Origin of the sequence: Polynucleobacter sp. MG-27-Goln-C1 (assembly GCF_018881905.1) — a bacterium.
GTDB lineage: Bacteria > Pseudomonadota > Gammaproteobacteria > Burkholderiales > Burkholderiaceae > Polynucleobacter.
In genome coordinates this window covers 516,067-535,247 of sequence record NZ_JACVPM010000001.1, presented here as the reverse complement: position 1 = coordinate 535,247, position 19,181 = coordinate 516,067, and the positions used below count along the sequence as shown (strand labels likewise).

Annotated in this window: 16 protein-coding genes and 1 tRNA gene; 14 read left to right on the top strand and 3 right to left on the bottom strand. The window is 46.5% G+C overall.

Features of this window, described 5'->3' with window-relative positions; all coding sequences use genetic code 11:
* Positions 1–15 precede the first annotated feature (15 nt).
* Positions 16–1,116: an alanine racemase gene (alr, locus tag ICN14_RS02735; protein WP_216224997.1), complete on the top strand. Its 1,101-nt coding sequence runs from the start codon at positions 16–18 to the stop codon at positions 1,114–1,116.
* A 39-nt stretch (positions 1,117–1,155) separates the two neighbouring features.
* Here alr and ICN14_RS02730 read toward each other — a convergent pair whose 3' ends face one another.
* Entirely contained in the window at positions 1,156–2,028 is an 873-nt protein-coding gene (locus ICN14_RS02730; protein ID WP_216224634.1) for an outer membrane protein assembly factor BamD, read from the bottom strand.
* Between the two features lie 20 nt (positions 2,029–2,048).
* Here ICN14_RS02730 and ICN14_RS02725 point away from each other — a divergent pair, with 20 nt between their 5' ends.
* The 7 genes from ICN14_RS02725 (at position 2,049) to ICN14_RS02695 (ending at position 9,654) form a co-directional block, all read left to right on the top strand.
* The gene (locus ICN14_RS02725; protein WP_216224633.1) at positions 2,049–3,089 is read left to right on the top strand and encodes an RluA family pseudouridine synthase; all 1,041 of its coding nucleotides are present in this window, start codon (positions 2,049–2,051) and stop codon (positions 3,087–3,089) included.
* Entirely contained in the window at positions 3,073–3,852 is a 780-nt protein-coding gene (pgeF, locus tag ICN14_RS02720) for a peptidoglycan editing factor PgeF (protein ID WP_216224632.1), read from the top strand. The genes ICN14_RS02725 and pgeF overlap by 17 nt, the downstream gene beginning before the upstream one ends.
* 102 nt (positions 3,853–3,954) lie before the next feature.
* On the top strand, positions 3,955–5,589 hold the full coding sequence (gene phaC, locus ICN14_RS02715) for a class I poly(R)-hydroxyalkanoic acid synthase (RefSeq protein WP_216224631.1): 1,635 nt from the start codon (positions 3,955–3,957) through the stop codon (positions 5,587–5,589).
* Between the two features lie 22 nt (positions 5,590–5,611).
* Positions 5,612–6,352 carry a 3-ketoacyl-ACP reductase gene (locus ICN14_RS02710; RefSeq protein WP_215327086.1) on the top strand — a complete coding sequence of 247 codons (741 nt, stop codon included), beginning with the start codon at positions 5,612–5,614 and terminating at the stop codon, positions 6,350–6,352.
* Between the two features lie 116 nt (positions 6,353–6,468).
* Positions 6,469–7,029, top strand: coding sequence for a polyhydroxyalkanoate synthesis repressor PhaR (gene phaR, locus ICN14_RS02705; RefSeq protein ID WP_216224630.1), 561 nt, complete (start codon positions 6,469–6,471; stop codon positions 7,027–7,029).
* A 2-nt stretch (positions 7,030–7,031) separates the two neighbouring features.
* The gene (gene rimO / locus ICN14_RS02700) at positions 7,032–8,390 is read left to right on the top strand and encodes a 30S ribosomal protein S12 methylthiotransferase RimO (protein WP_216224629.1); all 1,359 of its coding nucleotides are present in this window, start codon (positions 7,032–7,034) and stop codon (positions 8,388–8,390) included.
* 79 nt (positions 8,391–8,469) lie between these two features.
* Positions 8,470–9,654 (top strand): acetyl-CoA C-acyltransferase family protein, encoded by a 1,185-nt coding sequence (locus tag ICN14_RS02695; protein WP_216224626.1) that lies wholly within the window; start codon positions 8,470–8,472, stop codon positions 9,652–9,654.
* Positions 9,655–9,692: 38 nt separating this feature from the next.
* Here the strand turns inward: ICN14_RS02695 and serB are convergent, their stop codons facing one another.
* Both serB and mfd read right to left on the bottom strand, forming a co-directional pair.
* Entirely contained in the window at positions 9,693–10,583 is an 891-nt protein-coding gene (gene serB / locus ICN14_RS02690; RefSeq protein ID WP_216224624.1) for a phosphoserine phosphatase SerB, read from the bottom strand.
* A 20-nt stretch (positions 10,584–10,603) separates the two neighbouring features.
* The gene (gene mfd / locus ICN14_RS02685) at positions 10,604–14,158 is read right to left on the bottom strand and encodes a transcription-repair coupling factor (RefSeq protein ID WP_216224622.1); all 3,555 of its coding nucleotides are present in this window, start codon (positions 14,156–14,158) and stop codon (positions 10,604–10,606) included.
* A gap of 23 nt (positions 14,159–14,181) precedes the next feature.
* On the opposite strand from mfd, the gene ispD reads away from it, so the two are divergent.
* The 6 genes from ispD (at position 14,182) to clpX (ending at position 19,067) form a co-directional block, all read left to right on the top strand.
* Entirely contained in the window at positions 14,182–14,931 is a 750-nt protein-coding gene (gene ispD / locus ICN14_RS02680) for a 2-C-methyl-D-erythritol 4-phosphate cytidylyltransferase (RefSeq protein ID WP_216224620.1), read from the top strand.
* 27 nt (positions 14,932–14,958) lie between these two features.
* Positions 14,959–15,462 carry a 2-C-methyl-D-erythritol 2,4-cyclodiphosphate synthase gene (gene ispF / locus ICN14_RS02675; RefSeq protein WP_216224618.1) on the top strand — a complete coding sequence of 168 codons (504 nt, stop codon included), beginning with the start codon at positions 14,959–14,961 and terminating at the stop codon, positions 15,460–15,462.
* Between the two features lie 81 nt (positions 15,463–15,543).
* Positions 15,544–15,630 (top strand) — tRNA-Leu (locus ICN14_RS02670).
* Positions 15,631–15,686: 56 nt separating this feature from the next.
* Entirely contained in the window at positions 15,687–17,024 is a 1,338-nt protein-coding gene (gene tig, locus ICN14_RS02665) for a trigger factor (RefSeq protein ID WP_216224616.1), read from the top strand.
* A gap of 26 nt (positions 17,025–17,050) precedes the next feature.
* Positions 17,051–17,680 carry an ATP-dependent Clp endopeptidase proteolytic subunit ClpP gene (clpP, locus tag ICN14_RS02660; protein WP_015421102.1) on the top strand — a complete coding sequence of 210 codons (630 nt, stop codon included), beginning with the start codon at positions 17,051–17,053 and terminating at the stop codon, positions 17,678–17,680.
* 25 nt (positions 17,681–17,705) lie between these two features.
* Positions 17,706–19,067: an ATP-dependent Clp protease ATP-binding subunit ClpX gene (gene clpX, locus ICN14_RS02655; RefSeq protein WP_216224614.1), complete on the top strand. Its 1,362-nt coding sequence runs from the start codon at positions 17,706–17,708 to the stop codon at positions 19,065–19,067.
* The last annotated feature ends 114 nt before the right edge of the window (positions 19,068–19,181 follow it).

Below are 19,181 nucleotides of genomic sequence, written 5' to 3'. Positions count from 1 at the left end.
TCGGCTAATCGCTTGATAAATAGGCCAATCCTGGCAACTATACACACTGATGCCTTTCGTCATAATTTAGGCCGGATTCGTGAACTCGCCCCGGAATCCAAAATTTGGTCAGTTGTAAAGGCCAAAGCCTATGGGCATAGCCTTGAGGCTGCGTTTAAAGGGCTTGAGTCTACCGATGGGTTTGCCCTCCTGGATATTGCGGATGCACAATGGCTCAGGGATCATGGATGGGAAGGCCGTATCCTGCTTTTAGAGGGTCTTTTTAGTCAACAAGAGCTAGAAGTAGCAAGCAGGCTCAAATGTGATTTGGTAGTCCACAGCGAGAAGCAAGTCGCATGGCTGGAGTCCTTCGTCAATCATTCAAGTCACCCAATCAACCTCTTTTTGAAACTCAATTCCGGTATGAATCGCCTCGGTTTTAGACCGGAGCAGTACCGGACAGCTTTTCATCGTCTACATGCTGCTGGTTATCACCTTCATCACATGACCCATTTTGCTAATGCCGACCAAGTCGATCAAGCACCTTCGGTAGGTGAGCAAATGGAATGTTTTACGCAGGCGACTGAGGGCCTAGAGTCTCCAACTTCTCTGGCGAATTCAGCGGCAATACTCTGGCATCGCAATGCACTAGGTGATTGGGTTCGCCCGGGAATTATGTTGTATGGCGTTTCGCCTACTGGAGTGCATGCTGATATTGTTCGCTCTGAACTTCAAGCAGTGATGCAGTTGCGTAGTGAAATCATCGATATTCAGGAATTAAAGAAGGGCGATCACGTTGGCTATGGTGGTCGCTACCAAGCGCCAGAAGATATGCGTATCGGTGTGATTGCTTGCGGCTATGCTGATGGCTATCCCCGTCATGCGGAAGATGGCACGCCAGTTTGGGTTGATGCTGCTGATGCCCAAGGTGACGGCGTGATTTGTCCGATTGTTGGGCGAGTGTCAATGGATATGCTGACAATTGATTTGCGTGAAGCACCTAATGCCAAGATCGGCAGTGTTGTTGAGTTATGGGGTCAGGAAGTGCCGGTCGATGATGTGGCTCAGATGAGCGGAACTATTGGCTATGAGCTGATTTGCGCCTTGGCACAAAGGGTGCCCGTAGTAATCAAGTAACGCTCTGCGCTACTTGATTGCATCCACCTTATTTAATTATTACTTATTCCAGATCTGCCACCAACGACGCTCTTTTTGAACGCGTTGGCCGGTAATCATCATTTGGCTATCAGGGAAATTGAGTTTGAAAACGCGCAGCGAATCATTACTTAAGTCGGTCATACCTAGCTTCTCATAAGATTTCGTAAGAAGGTAGAGCGCCTCTTCAACAGCAGGTGCGCGGTCGTAATCACGAATAACTAGTTGAGCTCTATTTGCTGAAGCTAGATAGGCGCCACGTTGAAAGTAAAAGCGAGCGACGATAACGTCGGCCTCTGCTAAAGAGTTCACGATGTAACGCATACGATCCAAAGAGTCGGGCGCATATTTACTATCAGGGAAACGCTCAACGACTACTTTGAAAGACTCAAAAGCTTCTTTAGCCGCTTTTGGATCTCGCTCACTTAAATCTTGTCCGGTAAATTTGCCGAGCCAACCCAAGTCATCATTAAAACTAATCAAGCCCTTGAGGTAGTAGCCGTAATCTAAATTTGGACTTCCTTGATGAAGTTTGATGAAGCGATCAATAGCAACTAAAGCTTGGGCTTGTTCCTGACCTTTCCAGTAACAATACGCCGCATTAATTTGGGCTTGTTGTGAATAAGGGCCAAATGGGAATCGACCTTCAAGCTTCTCAAAATACTTTCCGCACTTAGCGTAGTCAGCATCATTTAATTTGTCGGTAGCTTCAGAGTAAAGCTTAGTTTCAGACCAAAGATCTGAATCATCCTTTGAGCCGTCACTACCTGCACACCCACTGAGAACTAGGCAGGCTGCGCTAGCTCCAATAAATAAAGAAATAAGGGATTTTCTGGAAGATGACCCAACAGTGGCAGCAAGCCTTAAACTGGCGTCTGTAATAACGTCCGACATAACTAAAAGGCTCTTTAAGCGTGGCATTGCCGCATACTCCCGATTCGAATCCCATTGATTATATCGATGATGAGGATTTCATTGCCCTAGAAGTTCCTCCTGAGGTTAACGGAGAGCGTTTGGATAAGTTCCTTGGTGGCGCTTTGCCAGATTATTCCCGCAATCGGCTGAAGGCCTGGGTTGAGGCTGGGGCGGTTACGGTTGACGGCAAAGTCACCAAAGTCCGTCATTTACTGCGTGGGAGCGAGAGTATTAAGGTCTTTCCACAAGAAATGCCGGAACAATTTGCCTTTGCACCCGAAGATATCCCCCTGGATGTCGTTTATGAGGATGACACGGTCATCGTCATTAATAAGCCGGCTGGGCTTGTGGTTCATCCTGCGGCCGGAAATTGGACGGGTACCTTGTTAAATGGACTGTTACATCGCTTTCCTGAGCTCAAGCAGCTACCTAGGGCCGGAATTGTTCACCGCTTGGATAAAGATACCTCTGGATTAATGGTGGTGGCCCGCACGGATATAGCCCAAACCTCTCTAGTAAGGCAGTTACAGGAGAGAACGGTAGGGCGGCGCTACCTTGCTTGGGTTTGGGGGGATGCCCCATCTCAGGGCAAGGTATTGGCAAGCGTTGGTCGTGATCAGCGTGACCGCCTCAAAATGGCAGCTGGCTCACCCCAGGGTAAGCCTGCAGCAACGCTCTTTCGACGTCTGGCTAAGGGGTCTTTTGCTGAAAGTCCTGCCGCCTTACTGGAGTGCCGTCTAGAGACGGGCCGTACCCATCAAATTCGGGTTCACCTGGAATCTTTGGGTTTTCCACTTTTAGGGGATCCCGTTTATCGCAAACGTACCCCTGGCGCTGCCAAATCATTGCCTTTTAGTCGCCAAGCTTTACATGCTTACGCTCTTAGCCTTCAGCACCCAGCAACGCATGAAGTCATGACCTGGTTTAGGTTGCCTCCGCAAGATTTAATTGAGCTATTGCCACTGGTGGGGATGAGTGAAGCAGATTTACCCAAAGAAGAGGCATTAATGGCGTCCATCAAAAATGACCAACGCAATTAACTGGATTGAACCAAGCTGGGCTGCGCCACAGCAAATCAAGTCTCTTTCCACCACTCGGCATGGCGGAGTCAGCAAGTCTCCATTTAATACTCTCAACCTTGGACTGAATGCAGGCGATGATTCGGTAGATGTTCTGCACAACCGCAGCATCGTGAGATCACATTTGCCTACTGAGCCACTTTGGCTTAAACAGATTCATGGTGTGACAGTAAGCACACCAGCCTCCAGGAAAGCCCCATCCAGCAAACCATTTGAAGCAGATGCTGCGGTTACCAATATTGCAAATGAGGTACTAGCTATTCTGACTGCGGATTGCATGCCAGTATTGTTTGCAAGCAAGGGTGGAGATGTTATTGGGGCGGCACATGCTGGCTGGCGTGGTCTGAGTGGTGGCGTTCTTGAAAATACTCTTCAAGAAATGCTTGCCTTATCACCAGGGCTCAGTCCAAAAGATATTGTTGTGTGGATGGGGCCCGCTATTGGTCCAACAGCATTTGAGGTGGGCGAGGATGTGCTGCAGGCTTTTGCTGGACAAGGCTCAACTATTTTGTCGAAGGCTCTCAAGCCAATTGCTGAGAGTTCTGGAAAGTATTTGGCAAACTTGTATCTCTTGGCTCAAGATCGCTTGCGGTCATTGGGTATTGAGCAAATTGATGGCGGTGACTTTTGCACCTTCAATGATTCGGAGAGATTCTTTTCTTACCGTAGAGACAAAGAAACTGGACGTTTTGCTTCTTTCATTTGGATATCTGCCGAAACATAAACTCGGGGTTATTACTAGCTTAGCCCTAGGGCTAGGGTTAGTGCGTATAACCCTTCCAGCCTGATAGATGGAGAATGGTCTCAATAACTTTACGAGATCATTATGTTTGCAGGTATGAATACAGGTGTTGCGCCATCATTGGCTCCACACCACATGGCGTTAATTCCACCAGAGCGTTTAGCAGAAATTCAAAAAGAATACTTCGCTGAATTCGCGCATCTTGCAACCAATCCAGAATCTATTGAAGTAAAGGATCGTCGTTTCTCCGGCAAAGCTTGGCATTCATCTTGGAGCAAGATGATTGCCGCAACTTACTTGTTGAACTCCAAGCATTTGCTTGCCCTTGCGAAAGCGGTTGATGCAGATGAAAAAACTAAAGTCAAAATTTTGTTCACCACTGAGCAAATGATTGATGCTTTATCCCCATCTAACTTTATTGCCACTAATCCCGAGGTTCTTGAAAATATTATCAGCTCACAAGGCCAGTCTATTCAAAATGGAATAGTGAACTTGCTGGGAGATTTGAAAAAAGGCAAAGTTTCACTGACTGATGAAAGTGCTTTTGAAGTTGGTAAAAATATTGCAACTACTGAAGGTCAAGTAGTATTCCGTAATGAGCTCTTTGAGTTAATTCAGTACAAACCACTGACTGATACCGTCTATGAGCGGCCGTATTTGATGGTGCCTCCTTGTATTAACAAGTACTACATTTTGGATTTACAGCCGGACAATTCTGTAGTGCGTTACATGGTTGAGCAGGGCCACACAGTTTTCCTAGTCTCCTGGAAGAATCCTGACGTCTCAATGTCTAAAGTAACTTGGGATGATTACGTTGGCGAAGGTGTCATTAAAGCAATTGAGGTGACCAGGGAAATTGGAGCGACAGATCAGATTAATGTGCTCGGCTTCTGTGTTGGGGGAACTTTAACTTCTACGGCTTTAGCTGTATTAGCGGCGCGCAAAAAAGATTATGTTGCTAGCTTAACCTTACTCACCACGCTATTAGACTTTACCGATACTGGAATTCTGGATGTCTTTATTGATGAAGGCATGGTGAAGTTGCGGGAGAGCACCATTGGCGGTGAGGGTGGTCATTTCGGGATGATGTCAGGTCTAGATCTAGGCAATACATTCTCATTCTTACGTCCAAACGATCTGGTGTGGAACTATGTTGTTGAGAATTACTTAAAAGGCAATTCGCCGCCGCCATTTGATTTGCTCTATTGGAACGGCGACTCCACTAATCTGCCTGGCCCAATGTACTGCTGGTATCTACGCCATACCTACCTACAAAACGAACTGATTAAACCAGGCAAGCTTACTGTTTGTGGTGAAAAGGTTGACCTAGGCAAGATTACCGTGCCAGCCTATATTTATGCATCACATGATGATCACATCGTGCCTTGGAAATCCGCTTATGAATCTACGCATATTTTGAAGGGTAAGAATCGATTTGTTTTAGGTGCATCAGGACATATTGCTGGAGTGATCAATCCACCGGCAAAAAATAAGCGTCATTATTTTGAAAATAATAAATTGGCGAAGACTGCGGATGAGTGGTTGGCTGCAGCAAAAGATATCAAGGGTAGTTGGTGGCCTAACTATGCTCAATGGTTGGAACAGTTTGGCGGCAAGAAAATTAAAGCTAGCAAAACGTTTGGTAATGCACGGTATAAAAAACTAGAAGCGGCACCTGGTAAGTACGTGAAAGAAAAAGTATCAACAGCTGCTCAATAATATTTTTCATAAGGGGAATTACATGTCTCAAAAGATTGCATATGTAACTGGTGGTATGGGTGGCATTGGTACTGCTATTTGTCAACGCCTCGCCAAAGATGGCTTTAAGGTTATTGCTGGTTGCGGCCCAAACTCCCCGCGTAAGGATCGCTGGATTGGCGAACAAAAAGCTTTAGGTTATGACTTCATCGCTTCTGAAGGTAACGTTTCCGACTGGGATAGTACTGTTGCTGCATTCGATAAAGTTAAAGCGGAAGTAGGGCGTGTCGATGTTTTGGTGAATAACGCCGGTATTACTAAAGATAGCGTCTTCCGCAAAATGACTCCTGATCAGTGGAAGGCTGTGATCGATACCAACCTCAACTCTTTATTTAATGTGACCAAGCAAGTGGTTGATGGCATGGCTGATAACGGCTGGGGTCGCATCATCAACATTTCCTCTGTAAACGGCCAGAAGGGCCAGTTTGGTCAATCCAACTACTCCACAGCTAAAGCAGGGTTGCACGGATTTACGATGGCCTTATCGCAAGAGCTGGCATCTAAGGGTGTGACTGTAAATACCGTCTCTCCTGGGTATATCGGTACAGATATGGTGAAGGCTATTCGCGAAGATGTACTGGAGAAGATTGTTGCTGGTGTTCCAGTCAAGCGTTTGGGTACCCCTGAAGAGATTGCTTCCATTTGCTGCTGGATTGCCTCTGATGATGGTGGCTATGCCACTGGCGCTGATTTCTCCTTGAATGGCGGTCTGCATACAGGCTAAACACCTTAAAAATGCAGTTTTAGTGGTCTGCTCATCGGCATATTTACCTTCAGGTCAAACTAGGGATAAACTATGCCGATGTTGCATTGCAGTGCCGAGAGTTAGGAAAAAATTACATGGCCACACGTTCCAAAAAAGCAGGCGATAGCCGCTTGATTAAGAAGTATCCCAATCGTCGTTTATACGACACCCAAACCAGCACTTATGTCACGCTGGCTGATATCAAAAATTTAGTGATGGCTGGCGATGCTTTTAGCGTTGTGGATGCAAAAACTGAAGATGACTTAACACGCAATATCTTGCTACAAATTATTTTGGAAGAAGAGGCTGGCGGAGCGCCGGTATTTTCCACTCAAATGCTCTCTCAAATCATTCGCTTCTATGGAAACTCCATGCAAGGTTTGATGGGTAGCTATCTTGAAAAGACCATGCAATCTTTTGTGGATATCCACAATAAGTTGGGTGATCAAACACAGGGCTTGGGTGCAGGCAGCACTCCTGAAGCATGGGCTAAGATGATGAATCTGCAAAACCCAATGATGCAGGGTTTGATGGGTAACTACATGGAGCAAAGCAAAGATCTATTTGTGAAGATGCAAGAGCAAATGCAAAATTCCCCAACGATATTTAGTAGCTTCCCATTTCCAGGTCAACCTAACCCAACAGAAAAAGAATAGTTGTGGCAGGTAAAGTTGGTTTTGTTTCCTTGGGCTGCCCCAAGGCTCTGGTGGATTCTGAACTCATCCTCACCCAATTAAGCGCTGAGGGATATGAGACTGCCAAGGATTATTCTGGTGCCGATCTCGTAGTTGTGAATACCTGTGGCTTCATTGACTCTGCTGTAGAGGAGAGTCTTGCCGCAATTGGTGAAGCCTTGTCCCAGAATGGCAAGGTGATTGTTACGGGCTGTCTCGGTGCCCGTAAAAATGCTGATGGTAGTGATCTCATTCAGAGTATCCACCCTAAAGTCCTTGCGGTAACAGGCCCACATGCCACTCAAGAGGTGATGCAGGCGATTCATCTGCATCTGCCAAAACCGCATGATCCCTTTACCGATTTACTGCCGCCGATTGGCGTCAAGCTCACGCCAAAGCATTACGCTTATCTCAAGATCTCTGAAGGCTGTAATCACCGTTGTACCTTCTGCATTATTCCAAGCATGCGTGGCGACCTTGTTTCACGCCCCATTGGCGAAGTGCTGCTAGAGGCAAAAAAATTATTTGAGTCCGGCGTAAAAGAATTATTGGTTGTTTCTCAGGACACGAGTGCCTACGGTGTTGATATTCAATATCGCACCGGCTTTTGGGATGGCAAACCGGTCAAGACGCGCATGTTTGATTTGGTAAATGCTTTAAATCAAATCGCGAGAGAGCACCAAGCATGGGTTCGCCTGCATTACGTTTATCCCTATCCACATGTTGATGATGTTCTGCCCTTAATGGCTGAGTTTTCTGATCATGGCTATGGCGTACTTCCTTATCTAGATATTCCTTTGCAACACGCACATCCGGATGTGCTCAAGCGCATGAAACGTCCTGCGAGTGGAGAAAAGAATATCGAGCGAATTCAAGCATGGCGTGCTGCTTGTCCGGACTTAGTAATCCGCAGTACTTTTATTGCAGGCTTTCCAGGCGAAACCGAAGAAGAGTTTGAGTATCTTTTGAACTTCCTTGATGAGGCTCAAATAGATCGCGCTGGCTGTTTTGCTTATTCACCGGTTGATGGTGCAACTGCCAATGCCTTGGATAACCCAGTTCCGGAAGCCTTACGTGAAGATCGCCGAGCCCGCTTTATGGCCAAGGCTGAAGAAATTTCGACTAAACGGCTTGCTAAGAAAATCGGTAAACGTCTTCAGGTCATTATTGACCGTGTGGACGAATCGGGTGGAATTGGCCGAACTATCGGTGATGCCCCTGAAATTGATGGTTTGGTGAGGGTTTTGCCTCCCAGCAAGCCTTCTAAGCGCTATCGTGCTGGCGAAATCATCAAAGTAACGGTGATTAGCTCCCAAGGGCATGACCTAATAGCCGAAACTTGACTATTGGAATAAAAATAGTGTTTTGGCCTGTTGTTGTGGTCATTCTTTTGCCTAATTAGGTACCGTAAAGGGGATTGTTATGAGTCGTGATGTCGTCGTTTTAAGTGCTGTACGTTCAGCAATTGGTACTTTCAATGGATCACTCAGTAGCCTAGAGCCATCTGAGCTCGGCGGCATTGTGATGAAAGAAGCGGTTGCTCGCTCTGGCGTAGATCCAGCATTAATTAATTACATTACTGTTGGAAATACTATTCCTACAGATAACCGTTACGCCTATGTGGCTCGTGTAGCTTCTATCCAAGCTGGTCTGCCAATGGAATCGGTTGCGATGGCTTTAAACCGTTTATGCAGCTCAGGCTTGCAAGCGATTGTCACTACTGCCCAGCAAATTATGTTGGGTGACTGCGATTACGGCATCGGTGGTGGTGTAGAAGTGATGTCACGCGGTATGTACGGTTCACCAGCAATGCGCAGCGGTGCACGTATGGGTGATACCAAAATGATCGACTTGATGGTTTCTGTATTGACGGATCCATTTGGTGTTGGTCATATGGGGGTTACTGCAGAGAACCTCGTTGAAAAATGGAAGCTGACACGTGAAGAGCAAGATGCTCTCGCAGTGGAATCACATCGTCGTGCAGCGCATGCAATCAAAGAGGGTCGCTTTAAATCTCAAATCGTTCCAATCACTATCAAAACTCGTAAGGGTGATGTTGTGTTTGATACTGACGAACATTGCAAGCCAGAAACCACTATGGAAACTTTGGCGAAGATGAAAGCAGTCTTCAAAAAAGAGGGCGGTAGCGTTACTGCTGGTAATGCATCGGGTATTAATGATGGCGCAGCATTCTTTGTATTGGCTGAAGCTGAAGCGGCCAAGAAGGCCGGTCATAAGCCAATCGCTCGCTTGGTTTCTTACGCTGTTGCTGGTGTACCTAACCACATCATGGGTGAAGGCCCAATCCCGGCAACTAAGATTGCTCTGGAGCGTGCTGGCCTGAAATTAGATCAAATTGATGTGATTGAATCCAATGAAGCGTTTGCTGCACAAGCTTTGGCGGTGACTAAAGGTTTGGGTTTAGATCCAGCCAAGACAAACGTCAATGGTGGCGCGATTGCATTGGGTCATCCAATCGGCTGCTCTGGTGCCGCGATTGCTACTAAGGCTATTCATGAACTGCACCGTGTTCAAGGCAAATATGCTTTGGTAACAATGTGTATTGGTGGTGGTCAAGGTATCGCAACTATTTTTGAGCGCCTGTAATCAGCGCTCATTTGCTGCTATAGCCTAATCTAAGTACGTTAGGCAATGAGCAGTAAAGCAGCATCCAAGCCGACTCGGTCAAAAGCCGCGTCGGCTTTTTCTTTGACGATCGGTTTTGCTTTATAGGCAATACTGATTCCGGAGCCATGCATCATTGGCAGGTCGTTTGATCCATCACCCATGGTGATGGAGTTGCCTTTTTTGCAATTCATTAATGCGCAGGCTTGCTCTAGATATGCATTCTTCGCTGCGCCATCAACGATATCGCCAATGACTTTTCCGGTTAGCTTGCCGTCAATGATTTCTAAAGTATTGGCTTGGGTTTGCTTGAAGCCGAGCTCTTGCTGGAGCTTATGGGTAAAGAAAGTAAAGCCCCCAGAAACTAGCAGGGTGAACAAGCCCTTAGCGTTTGCCCCGGCTAGTAATTCAGCGGCACCAGGGTTAGGTCGCAAACGTTCACGGTAGACCGAATCCAATACATCAGCAGATACACCTTCTAGGAGGGCTACACGTCTGCGCAAGCTTTCTTTAAAGTCTTTAATTTCACCACGCATAGTGGCCTCAGTGATTTCTGAAACGGCAGCTTTCTTGCCTGTGAAGTCTGCAATCTCATCAATGCACTCGATATTGATCAGGGTCGAGTCCATATCCATTGCCAGGACCTTCACATCGCTTGGATTAAACCCTGGTGAAAGAAAAGCTAAATCTGCATCGTGTGCAGCAGCAATATCACGCATGGCAACCCTTGCTTCCGGCAGCAGGGCTTGGGAGCAAGTCCAGTGGGTAGTGAAATATTTCAAATGATCTTGTTCTTTGCTGCTGTTTGTAATCTCAATACCCAAGACTTTCGCATGTGCAATCAATGCAGCATTTAATTGCGAAGTGATTGGGGAGTTAGCAAGCGCTACAAGAGTAAGGTGATTAGACATGGGCGATTAACGATCGGTAATTATTTTGCTTGAACAGTGTTGAGCATGGCAGATTCATTGAGACTTCTGAGAATTTTCCGGATATGGTCTAGACGTTGCTCTAGTTTCTCAAAATCTTTCTCTTTTTGGGGGAGAATTTTTAACTTATCTTGCCCATTGAGTTGTATGTATTTAGATGACTGAATCAATTGAATGATCTTCATCGGGTCAATCGGAGGATTGGGTATGAACTGAATTTGAATGGATGCTGGGCTAGCATCAATCTTCTTGATTCCAAAGCCAGCCATTTCTAAGCGTAATCGATGGGTCTCATAGAGTGATTTAGCTTGGTCGGGCAAATCGCCATAGCGATCTACCAATTCTTCTCGTAATCCCATGAGTTCAGAGAAATCATTTGTACCAGCGAAGCGTTTGTACATGGAGAGTCGTTCATGAACATCGGGGCAATAGTCATTTGGGAAGAGGGCGGGTACACCAAGATTGACATCGGTAGTCGCCTGCAGGGGTGATAGTAGATCCGGCTCTTTACCGCTACGTAATGATTTCACTGCGCGATTGAGCATCTCGGTATACAGCTGAAATCCAATTTCATGAATTTCACCGGATTGTTTATCACCCAGAACCTCACCCGCGCCGCGGATTTCTAAATCATGCATTGCTAAATAGAAACCAGATCCTAGTTCCTCCATAGCTTGAATCGCATTTAAACGCAGTTGCGCTTGCTTACTGAGCGCCTCAGGGTCCGGCACTAGCAAATAGGCATAGGCTTGGTGATGAGAGCGCCCAACACGACCGCGCAATTGATGCAACTGCGCTAATCCAAACTTGTCTGCGCGATGCATGATGATGGTGTTAGCAGTTGGAACGTCAATACCTGTTTCAATAATAGTGGTGCATAACAAAATGTTGGTGCGTTGAGTCACAAATTCACGCATGACTGATTCAAGTTCACGTTCATGCATTTGACCGTGCGCAACGCTGATGCGGGCCTCTGGAATAAGCTCTTGCAAGGCATGCTTACGGTTTTGAATAGTTTCAACTTCGTTATGCAGGAAGTAAACCTGTCCGCCACGCTTAATCTCCCGAAGCACGGCCTCACGAATAACGCCATCACCTTCACGCCTCACAAATGTTTTGATAGCCAAACGCTTCTGAGGTGCTGTTGCAATAATCGAGAACTCACGCAAGCCTTCCATTGCCATACCAAGAGTTCTTGGAATTGGTGTAGCAGTCAGGGTCAGAATATCTACTTCAGCACGCAATGCTTTGAGCGCATCTTTTTGGCGAACACCAAAGCGATGCTCCTCATCGACGATAACCAAGCCTAAATTAGCAAACTGAGTTTCTTTTGAAAGAAGCTTATGTGTGCCAATGATGATGTCAGCTTCACCTTTAGCGATTGCCTCTAGTGCCGCATTAATTTCTTTGGTAGTTTTAAAGCGCGAGAGCTCAACAATGCGCACAGGCCAATCGGCAAAACGATCTTTCCAGGTTGCGACATGCTGTTCTGCGAGTAGGGTAGTTGGCGCCAAGATAGCAACTTGTTTGCCACCCATCACCGCAACAAAGCTGGCGCGGAGTGCCACCTCGGTCTTACCGAAGCCCACATCACCACATACCAGTCGATCCATCGGTGTACCGCTGGTCATATCACCAATAACTGCGGCAATCGCATTTGCTTGATCAGGTGTTTCTTCAAAGCCAAAGCTTTCGGCAAAGGCTGCGTAATCATGTGCCGAGAATTCAAAAGCATGGCCTTTGCGAATGGCTCTGGCTGCATATAGACTGAGCAGTTCAGCAGCGGTATCCCGAATTTGTTGTGCAGCTTTACGTCTTGCTTTATCCCACTGGCCAGAACCTAATTGATGCAGCGGTGCTGAGTCAGGATCCGATCCTGCATAGCGGGTCACCATTTGAAGTTGTTGCACTGGTACGTAAAGAGTTGCATCCTTGGCATAAACCAAGTGCAGGAACTCTTCGAAAATGGGCTCTTCTTTGGGTGGTGCCAAATTGAGTAGCACCAAACCTTGATAGCGACCAATGCCATGATCTGAGTGAACAACGGGATCGCCGATCTTGAGCTCAGATAAATCCTTAAAGAGCATATCTGGATCGGCGCTCTCAGTTTCTTTACCCTTGCGTCGTTGACGTGCGGTGGTAGTGAAGAGCTCAGCCTCGGTAACAACGATGAGGTTTTCAGCGGGCCAAGTAAATCCATTAAAGAGTTGCGCTGTGACCAAGCCAAATAGGGCATCACTCTTAATAAAGTCAGCAATACCTTCAAAGCCTTCTGGCTTTAAGGGATAGAGAGGTTTGCCATTCTGTCCGGCAACTGAATTACTCTCTTCAAAGAGTTGGCGAATGGATTCTTTACGCCCATTGCTATCACTACAAATGAGTACGCGCACCTTTTCTTGAGAAATCAAAGCGCGCAAACGATTCATCGGATCGGCATCGCGACGATGCACCGCTAAATCAGGAACAGCTAAAAATTGTGGAGCGGCTTTTGATTCTTTATCTGCCTCTTTATCCATTGCCAAACGCGCATTAGGTTTAGCTGCTGTAAAGAATTGATCGACATCTAGGAATAACTCTGCCGGCGGAAGAATAGGGCGATCAAGATCATGCTTTAAGAATTCATATCTAGAAAGCGTATCTTTCCAAAAGCCCTTAATAGATTCTTCAACATCACCGATACTGACTATCCATACTGGATCACCTGAGCGAGGGAAGTAATCAAAGACTGTCGATGACTCTTCAAAGAAGAGGGGTAGATAGGATTCAATACCCGCACTCGGAATCCCGAGGTTGGCATCTTTATAAATTGAGCAACGCGTTGGATCCCCTTCAAATACTTCGCGCCATCTGCCGCGAAAGGCGGTACGTGAAGCATCGTCAAATGGAAACTCATGGCCCGGTAATAGGCGAACTTCTTTAACTGGATAGAGACTGCGCTGGGTATCAGGATCAAAAGCGCGAATTTGCTCAATTTCATCACCAAAGAGGTCCAAGCGATATGGCAGGCTGGAGCCCATTGGAAATAAATCAATTAGTCCACCACGAATACTGTATTCACCTGGACGCATTACTGCGCTGACGGGATCGTAACCAGCTTGTTGCAGCTGAAGTTTTAGCGCAGCCTCATTGAGTTTGTCACCTTGTCTAAAAAAGAAGGTGTGACCAGACAAAAAGTTTGGTGGACCGAGTCGTTGTAGAGCCGTGGTGATAGGAACCAAGACAATGTCACAACTGCCGTTGAGTAATTCATAGAGCGTCGCCAAGCGTTCCGAGACCAAATCCTGATGAGGTGAGAAATGGTCATACGGCAGAATTTCCCAATCGGGCAGTAGGCGTGTTTTGAGCTGTGGGGCAAAAGCCGGAATCTCTTCAAGAAGACGCTGGGCTTCCTGCGCCTGAGCGCAGAAAATAACCATGACTGAGAATTCAGATCGGTACCGCAATGCGGATTGGGCTATTAATGCGGCATCTGATGAGCCAACTAGCCCTGAAAAGGTAAAGCGCTGCCCAGCCCGGGGTGCGGGTATGGGGGGTGCTAGTTTTAATGCATCAGACATCTCCGCTCATTATAGAATCAGGTATGCACCCAGCAAATCAATCTTCACCTCAATGTCACGCCTTGTTACCTACGGCTGGAACGGGATCTAGACTTGGCGGCGGTTTACCAAAGCAGTTTCAGGAATTGGCCGGCAAACCAATGCTGGCCTATGCATTAGAGGCCTTTGCCCAGACCCCAGAGATTGCTTCAGTTTGGGTTGGTGTTAGTCCTGGATTTATTGACAACCCGATCTTGAGTTCACTTTCCAGCAAGTCTGTCTCGATTCAATTTCTTCCAAGCGGCGGCCCAACTCGTCAAGAAACCGTCAGAAATACCCTAGCAGCCATGCTCAAGGCAGGTATTCCGGAGACTGATTGGGTTCTAGTTCATGACGCTGCTCGACCTGGAATTTCTTCCGAGCTGATTCAAAAATTGATTCGTGTTGTCACTCAAGCAGGTGAGGGCGGTCTCTTGGCCATGCCCTTAGCGGATACCTTAAAAATGTCTGATGCCAACTCGGCAATTGCTGGCAATCCTAATAGAGTGATGAAGACGATTTCTCGTGATTATCTTTGGCAAGCCCAAACACCCCAGATGTTTGGTCTAAAGCGCCTGCATGATGCAATTGAAGAGGGCATTCGACTAGAGGCCGATATTACCGATGAAGCAAGTGCAATGGAGCTTGCAGGCTCTAGCCCATTATTAATAGAGGGTGCTACTCGCAACTTCAAAGTAACCCATCCAGCAGATTGGGATTTGATGCAAACTATCTTGCAGGCCACTAGTAAATAAGCCATCAGAACAGATAACGACAACTCAATGACTTCAAGCGCTCCTCAAATTCCCCAGTTTCGTATTGGTCAAGGTTACGACGTTCACGCCCTAGTTGCGGATCGTAAGTTGATATTAGGCGGCGTTCATGTCCCCAGCGACAAAGGTCTATTAGGACATTCCGATGCGGATGCTTTACTGCATGCATTAACCGATGCATTGCTAGGCGCTGCTGGTTTAAATGACATTGGCCAGCTATTTCCAGACACTGATCCCCGGTTTAAGGATATGGATAGCCGAATTTTGCTCAGAGCCGCTCTTCAAAAGGTTCAGGCTGCTGGCTTTCACGTGGGTAACGTCGATGCGACGATTATTTGCCAAAAGCCCAAATTAGCTACCTTTTTGCCTGATATGGTCCGCAATATCGCTGCAGATTTGGCTGTCACGCCAAGCCATGTCAACCTGAAGGCTAAAACCAATGAATCCCTTGGGCACTTGGGGAGAGGTGAGGGCATTGCAGTCCACGCGGTGGCTTTGCTCTATAAGGCCTAAATATCCTCCAAAACCGCTAAGCATTGTAGAATTACGGTCTTTAGAGTGAAGCTTCAGCTCGGTAGTGTTTGCGGAATTCGCGCGAGGATGGCGAAATTGGTAGACGCACCAGGTTTAGGTCCTGACGCCAGCAATGGTGTGGGGGTTCGAGTCCCCCTCCTCGCACCACAAGATAGCTACTTGGCTTGGGCTTCACATATCCGATTTTCAATTAAGAGACGAGAATGGCTGTGCAGATAGAAAATTTAGGTCAGTTAGACCGCAAAGTGACCTTAGAGTTCGCTCGTGCCGATTTGGCTAAGGCAAGAGAAGACCGTTTGGTTAAATTGGGTAAGACCATGAAAGTCCCAGGCTTCCGTCCAGGCAAAGTGCCTAAGAGCATGGTTGAAAAGCAATACGGCATGCAAGTGGATTTCGAGCTCCAGTTCGATAAAGCTTCTGAGCTGTTCTATGACTTAGCGCAAAAAGAAAAAATTCTATTAGCCGGTCAACCACGCCTTGACCCAAAATCTGAATTAGACGCAGACAAAATTGTGTTTGATGCTTACTTTGAAGTATTGCCAGAAGTAAAGATTGGCGACTTCAGCAAAGCAGAAGTGACTAAGTACACAACTGACATTTCTGATGCAGAAATTGATCGCGCATTAGATGTACTGCGCAAGCAGCAAGTTCATTACCATCCACGCGGCGTAGCTGGTGCTCATGGTGATGGCGGTGCAAACACAGCCGCTCAAGCTGGCGACCAGGTTGTAATCGACTTCGTTGGCAAGATCGATGGTGTTGAATTTGCTGGTGGTAAAGCCGAGAACTTTGAATACGTTCTTGGTGAAGGTCGTATGCTCCCAGAATTTGAAGCTGCAACATTGGGCCTCAAAGCAGGTGATAGCAAGACTTTCCCATTAAGCTTCCCAGCGGACTACCACGGTAAAGATGTTGCTGGTAAGACTGCTGATTTCACCATCACTGTTAAGTCAGTTAATTGGGCGCACCTGCCAGCAGTTGATGATGCTTTTGCATTGTCTTTGGGCGTCACTGAAGGTGGCGTTGCGAAGATGCGGGAAGAAGTAAAAGAAAATTTGGATCGTGAAACAAAACGTCGCATTACTGCCCTGTTAAAAGGCGAAGTAATGGATAAGCTCAACAGCCTTTGTGAACTTGATGCACCAAAATCTTTGGTTGCCCAAGAACAAGAGCGTTTAGTTGAGTCTGCACGCCAAGACTTGATGCAGCGTGGTATTCCTAATGCTAAAGATGCACCGATCCCTGCTGAAATGTTTGCCGAGCAAGCGCTCAAGCGTGTTCGCCTTGGTTTGATTCTGAGCGACTTGGTTAAGCAGCAAAACTTGGCCGCAACTGCAGAGCAAATTAAAGCTGAGATTGATGAGCAAGCAGCTACTTACGAAGATCCTAAAGAAGTAGTGCGTTGGTTCTACAGCAATCCAAGCCGCCTCAAAGATATCGAGAACTTGGTGCTAGAGGACAACGTGATTAAGTATTTCACTTCGCAAGCTAAAGTGATCGATAAAGCAGTTACCTTCGAAGAACTCAGCAAGCTCAACTAAGTATTCATTAATAAAGGCCTGATCACATGAACCAGAATCATTTCCAGTCTGAGAATTTAGAACCCAAAGGTTTGGGTTTAGTTCCAATGGTGATTGAAACCTCTGGTCGAGGTGAGAGAGCCTATGACATTTACTCTCGCTTACTCAGAGAACGTGTAGTTTTCTTGGTTGGCGAAGTAAATGATCAAACTGCAAACTTAGTGATTGCCCAGTTGCTATTCCTCGAGAGTGAAAATCCAGATAAAGAAATTTCTCTGTACATCAACTCTCCTGGCGGTTCCGTTTCTGCTGGTTTAGCAATCTACGACACCATGCAATTCATCAAGCCACACGTCAGCACTTTGTGCATGGGTATGGCTGCGAGTATGGGTGCATTCCTGTTATGCGCTGGCGAAAAAGGTAAGCGTTATGCATTACCTAACTCCCGCGTGATGATTCATCAGCCATTAGGTGGCGCACGTGGCCAAGCCTCTGATATTGAAATCCAAGCCCGTGAGATTCTCTATTTGCGTGAACGCTTGAACAAGATTTTGGCTGATCGCACTGGTCAATCAATTGAAACGATTGCTAAAGATACTGATCGCGATAACTTCATGTCTGCTGATCAGGCTCAAGAGTATGGCTTGATCGATAAAGTGATCGATAAGCGCCCTTAATACGTATTCATTTTAGATATCTACCTTGAGCGATAAAAACACTACCAATAGCGCAGATAAAGTTCTGTATTGCTCTTTCTGCGGCAAGAGTCAGCATGAAGTAAAGAAACTGATTGCCGGACCTTCTGTATTTATTTGCGATGAGTGCATTGACTTGTGTACCGATGTTATTCAAGAAGAACTCGCTAAGCTTCCCAAAGCTGAGGGCGATGATGCATTACCAACGCCACACCAGATCCGTGAGAATTTAGACCAGTATGTAATTGGTCAAGATCATGCGAAGAAGACTTTGGCTGTAGCGGTTTACAACCACTACAAGCGTTTACAGTATTTGCCGAAACCAAAAAAAGAGAAGCTTGATAAAGACGGCAAGCCTGTCGAAGCAACTGATAAAAAGGAATCCAAGATTCCCGCGAAAGCAATGGTTGATGGTGTTGAATTAGCAAAGAGCAACATTTTGCTGATCGGCCCAACTGGCTCAGGTAAAACTTTGCTGGCTCAAACCTTAGCGCGCATGCTCGATGTACCTTTTGTCATGGCTGATGCAACGACATTGACTGAAGCGGGTTATGTTGGTGAAGACGTAGAAAATATCATTCAAAAGTTATTGCAAGCTTGTGACTACAACGTAGAAAAAGCACAACGCGGTATTGTGTACATCGATGAGATCGATAAGATTTCCCGTAAGTCAGATAACCCTTCCATTACTCGTGACGTATCAGGCGAGGGCGTTCAGCAAGCCTTGTTAAAGCTGGTTGAGGGCACAATGGCTTCTGTGCCTCCTCAAGGTGGACGCAAGCATCCGAACCAAGATTTCTTGCAAGTTGATACGACTAACATTCTATTTATTTGCGGCGGCGCATTTGATGGTCTTGAGAAGGTCATTCAACAGCGCACTGCGAAGACTGGCATTGGATTTAATGCCACGGTTCCAGGTAAAGATGATCGCGGTGTTAGCGACCTCTTAATCGAAGTGGAGCCAGAAGATTTAATTAAGTTTGGCCTTATTCCCGAGTTGATTGGCCGCTTGCCGGTTGTAGCCACTTTGGCGCAGTTGGATGAAACTGCCTTAATTCAGATCTTGACTGAACCTAAGAATGCCTTGGTTAAGCAGTATCAGGCGTTATTAACGATGGAAGGCTCTGAGCTTGAAGTTCGCCCAGCGGCACTCTCAGCTATCGCCAAGAAGGCTATTGCACGCAAAACCGGTGCACGTGGCCTGCGCTCTATTCTTGAGGGATCCCTCATGGACGTAATGTATGACCTGCCATCTTTGAAGAATGTTCAAAAGGTGGTCATCGATGAAAATACCATCGCTGAGGGTGGAAAGCCCATTTTGGTCTACAAGCAGGGTGACGAATCTACAGAAATGAGCAAAAAAGCCTAATTTCTAGTCTTTTTTGCTGTTTTCACAGGGTTTTTGCTCACTTTTTGCATATTTACCCCTTGTTTTTCACTTGGTGGCACCCATATAGGTAGTATCCTATTCCTAAATAATGAC

Bases quoted from the DNA above. Each gene is read 5' to 3' on its own strand.
- ICN14_RS02730 (WP_216224634.1), bottom strand. From the start codon at position 2,028: ATGTCGGACGTTATTACAGACGCCAGTTTAAGGCTTGCTGCCACTGTT.
- pgeF (WP_216224632.1), top strand. From the start codon at position 3,073: ATGACCAACGCAATTAACTGGATTGAACCAAGCTGGGCTGCGCCACAG.
- phaC (WP_216224631.1), top strand. From the start codon at position 3,955: ATGTTTGCAGGTATGAATACAGGTGTTGCGCCATCATTGGCTCCACAC.
- ICN14_RS02710 (WP_215327086.1), top strand. From the start codon at position 5,612: ATGTCTCAAAAGATTGCATATGTAACTGGTGGTATGGGTGGCATTGGT.
- phaR (WP_216224630.1), top strand. From the start codon at position 6,469: ATGGCCACACGTTCCAAAAAAGCAGGCGATAGCCGCTTGATTAAGAAG.
- ICN14_RS02695 (WP_216224626.1), top strand. From the start codon at position 8,470: ATGAGTCGTGATGTCGTCGTTTTAAGTGCTGTACGTTCAGCAATTGGT.
- serB (WP_216224624.1), bottom strand. From the start codon at position 10,583: ATGTCTAATCACCTTACTCTTGTAGCGCTTGCTAACTCCCCAATCACT.
- mfd (WP_216224622.1), bottom strand. From the start codon at position 14,158: ATGTCTGATGCATTAAAACTAGCACCCCCCATACCCGCACCCCGGGCT.
- ispD (WP_216224620.1), top strand. From the start codon at position 14,182: ATGCACCCAGCAAATCAATCTTCACCTCAATGTCACGCCTTGTTACCT.
- ispF (WP_216224618.1), top strand. From the start codon at position 14,959: ATGACTTCAAGCGCTCCTCAAATTCCCCAGTTTCGTATTGGTCAAGGT.
- tig (WP_216224616.1), top strand. From the start codon at position 15,687: ATGGCTGTGCAGATAGAAAATTTAGGTCAGTTAGACCGCAAAGTGACC.
- clpP (WP_015421102.1), top strand. From the start codon at position 17,051: ATGAACCAGAATCATTTCCAGTCTGAGAATTTAGAACCCAAAGGTTTG.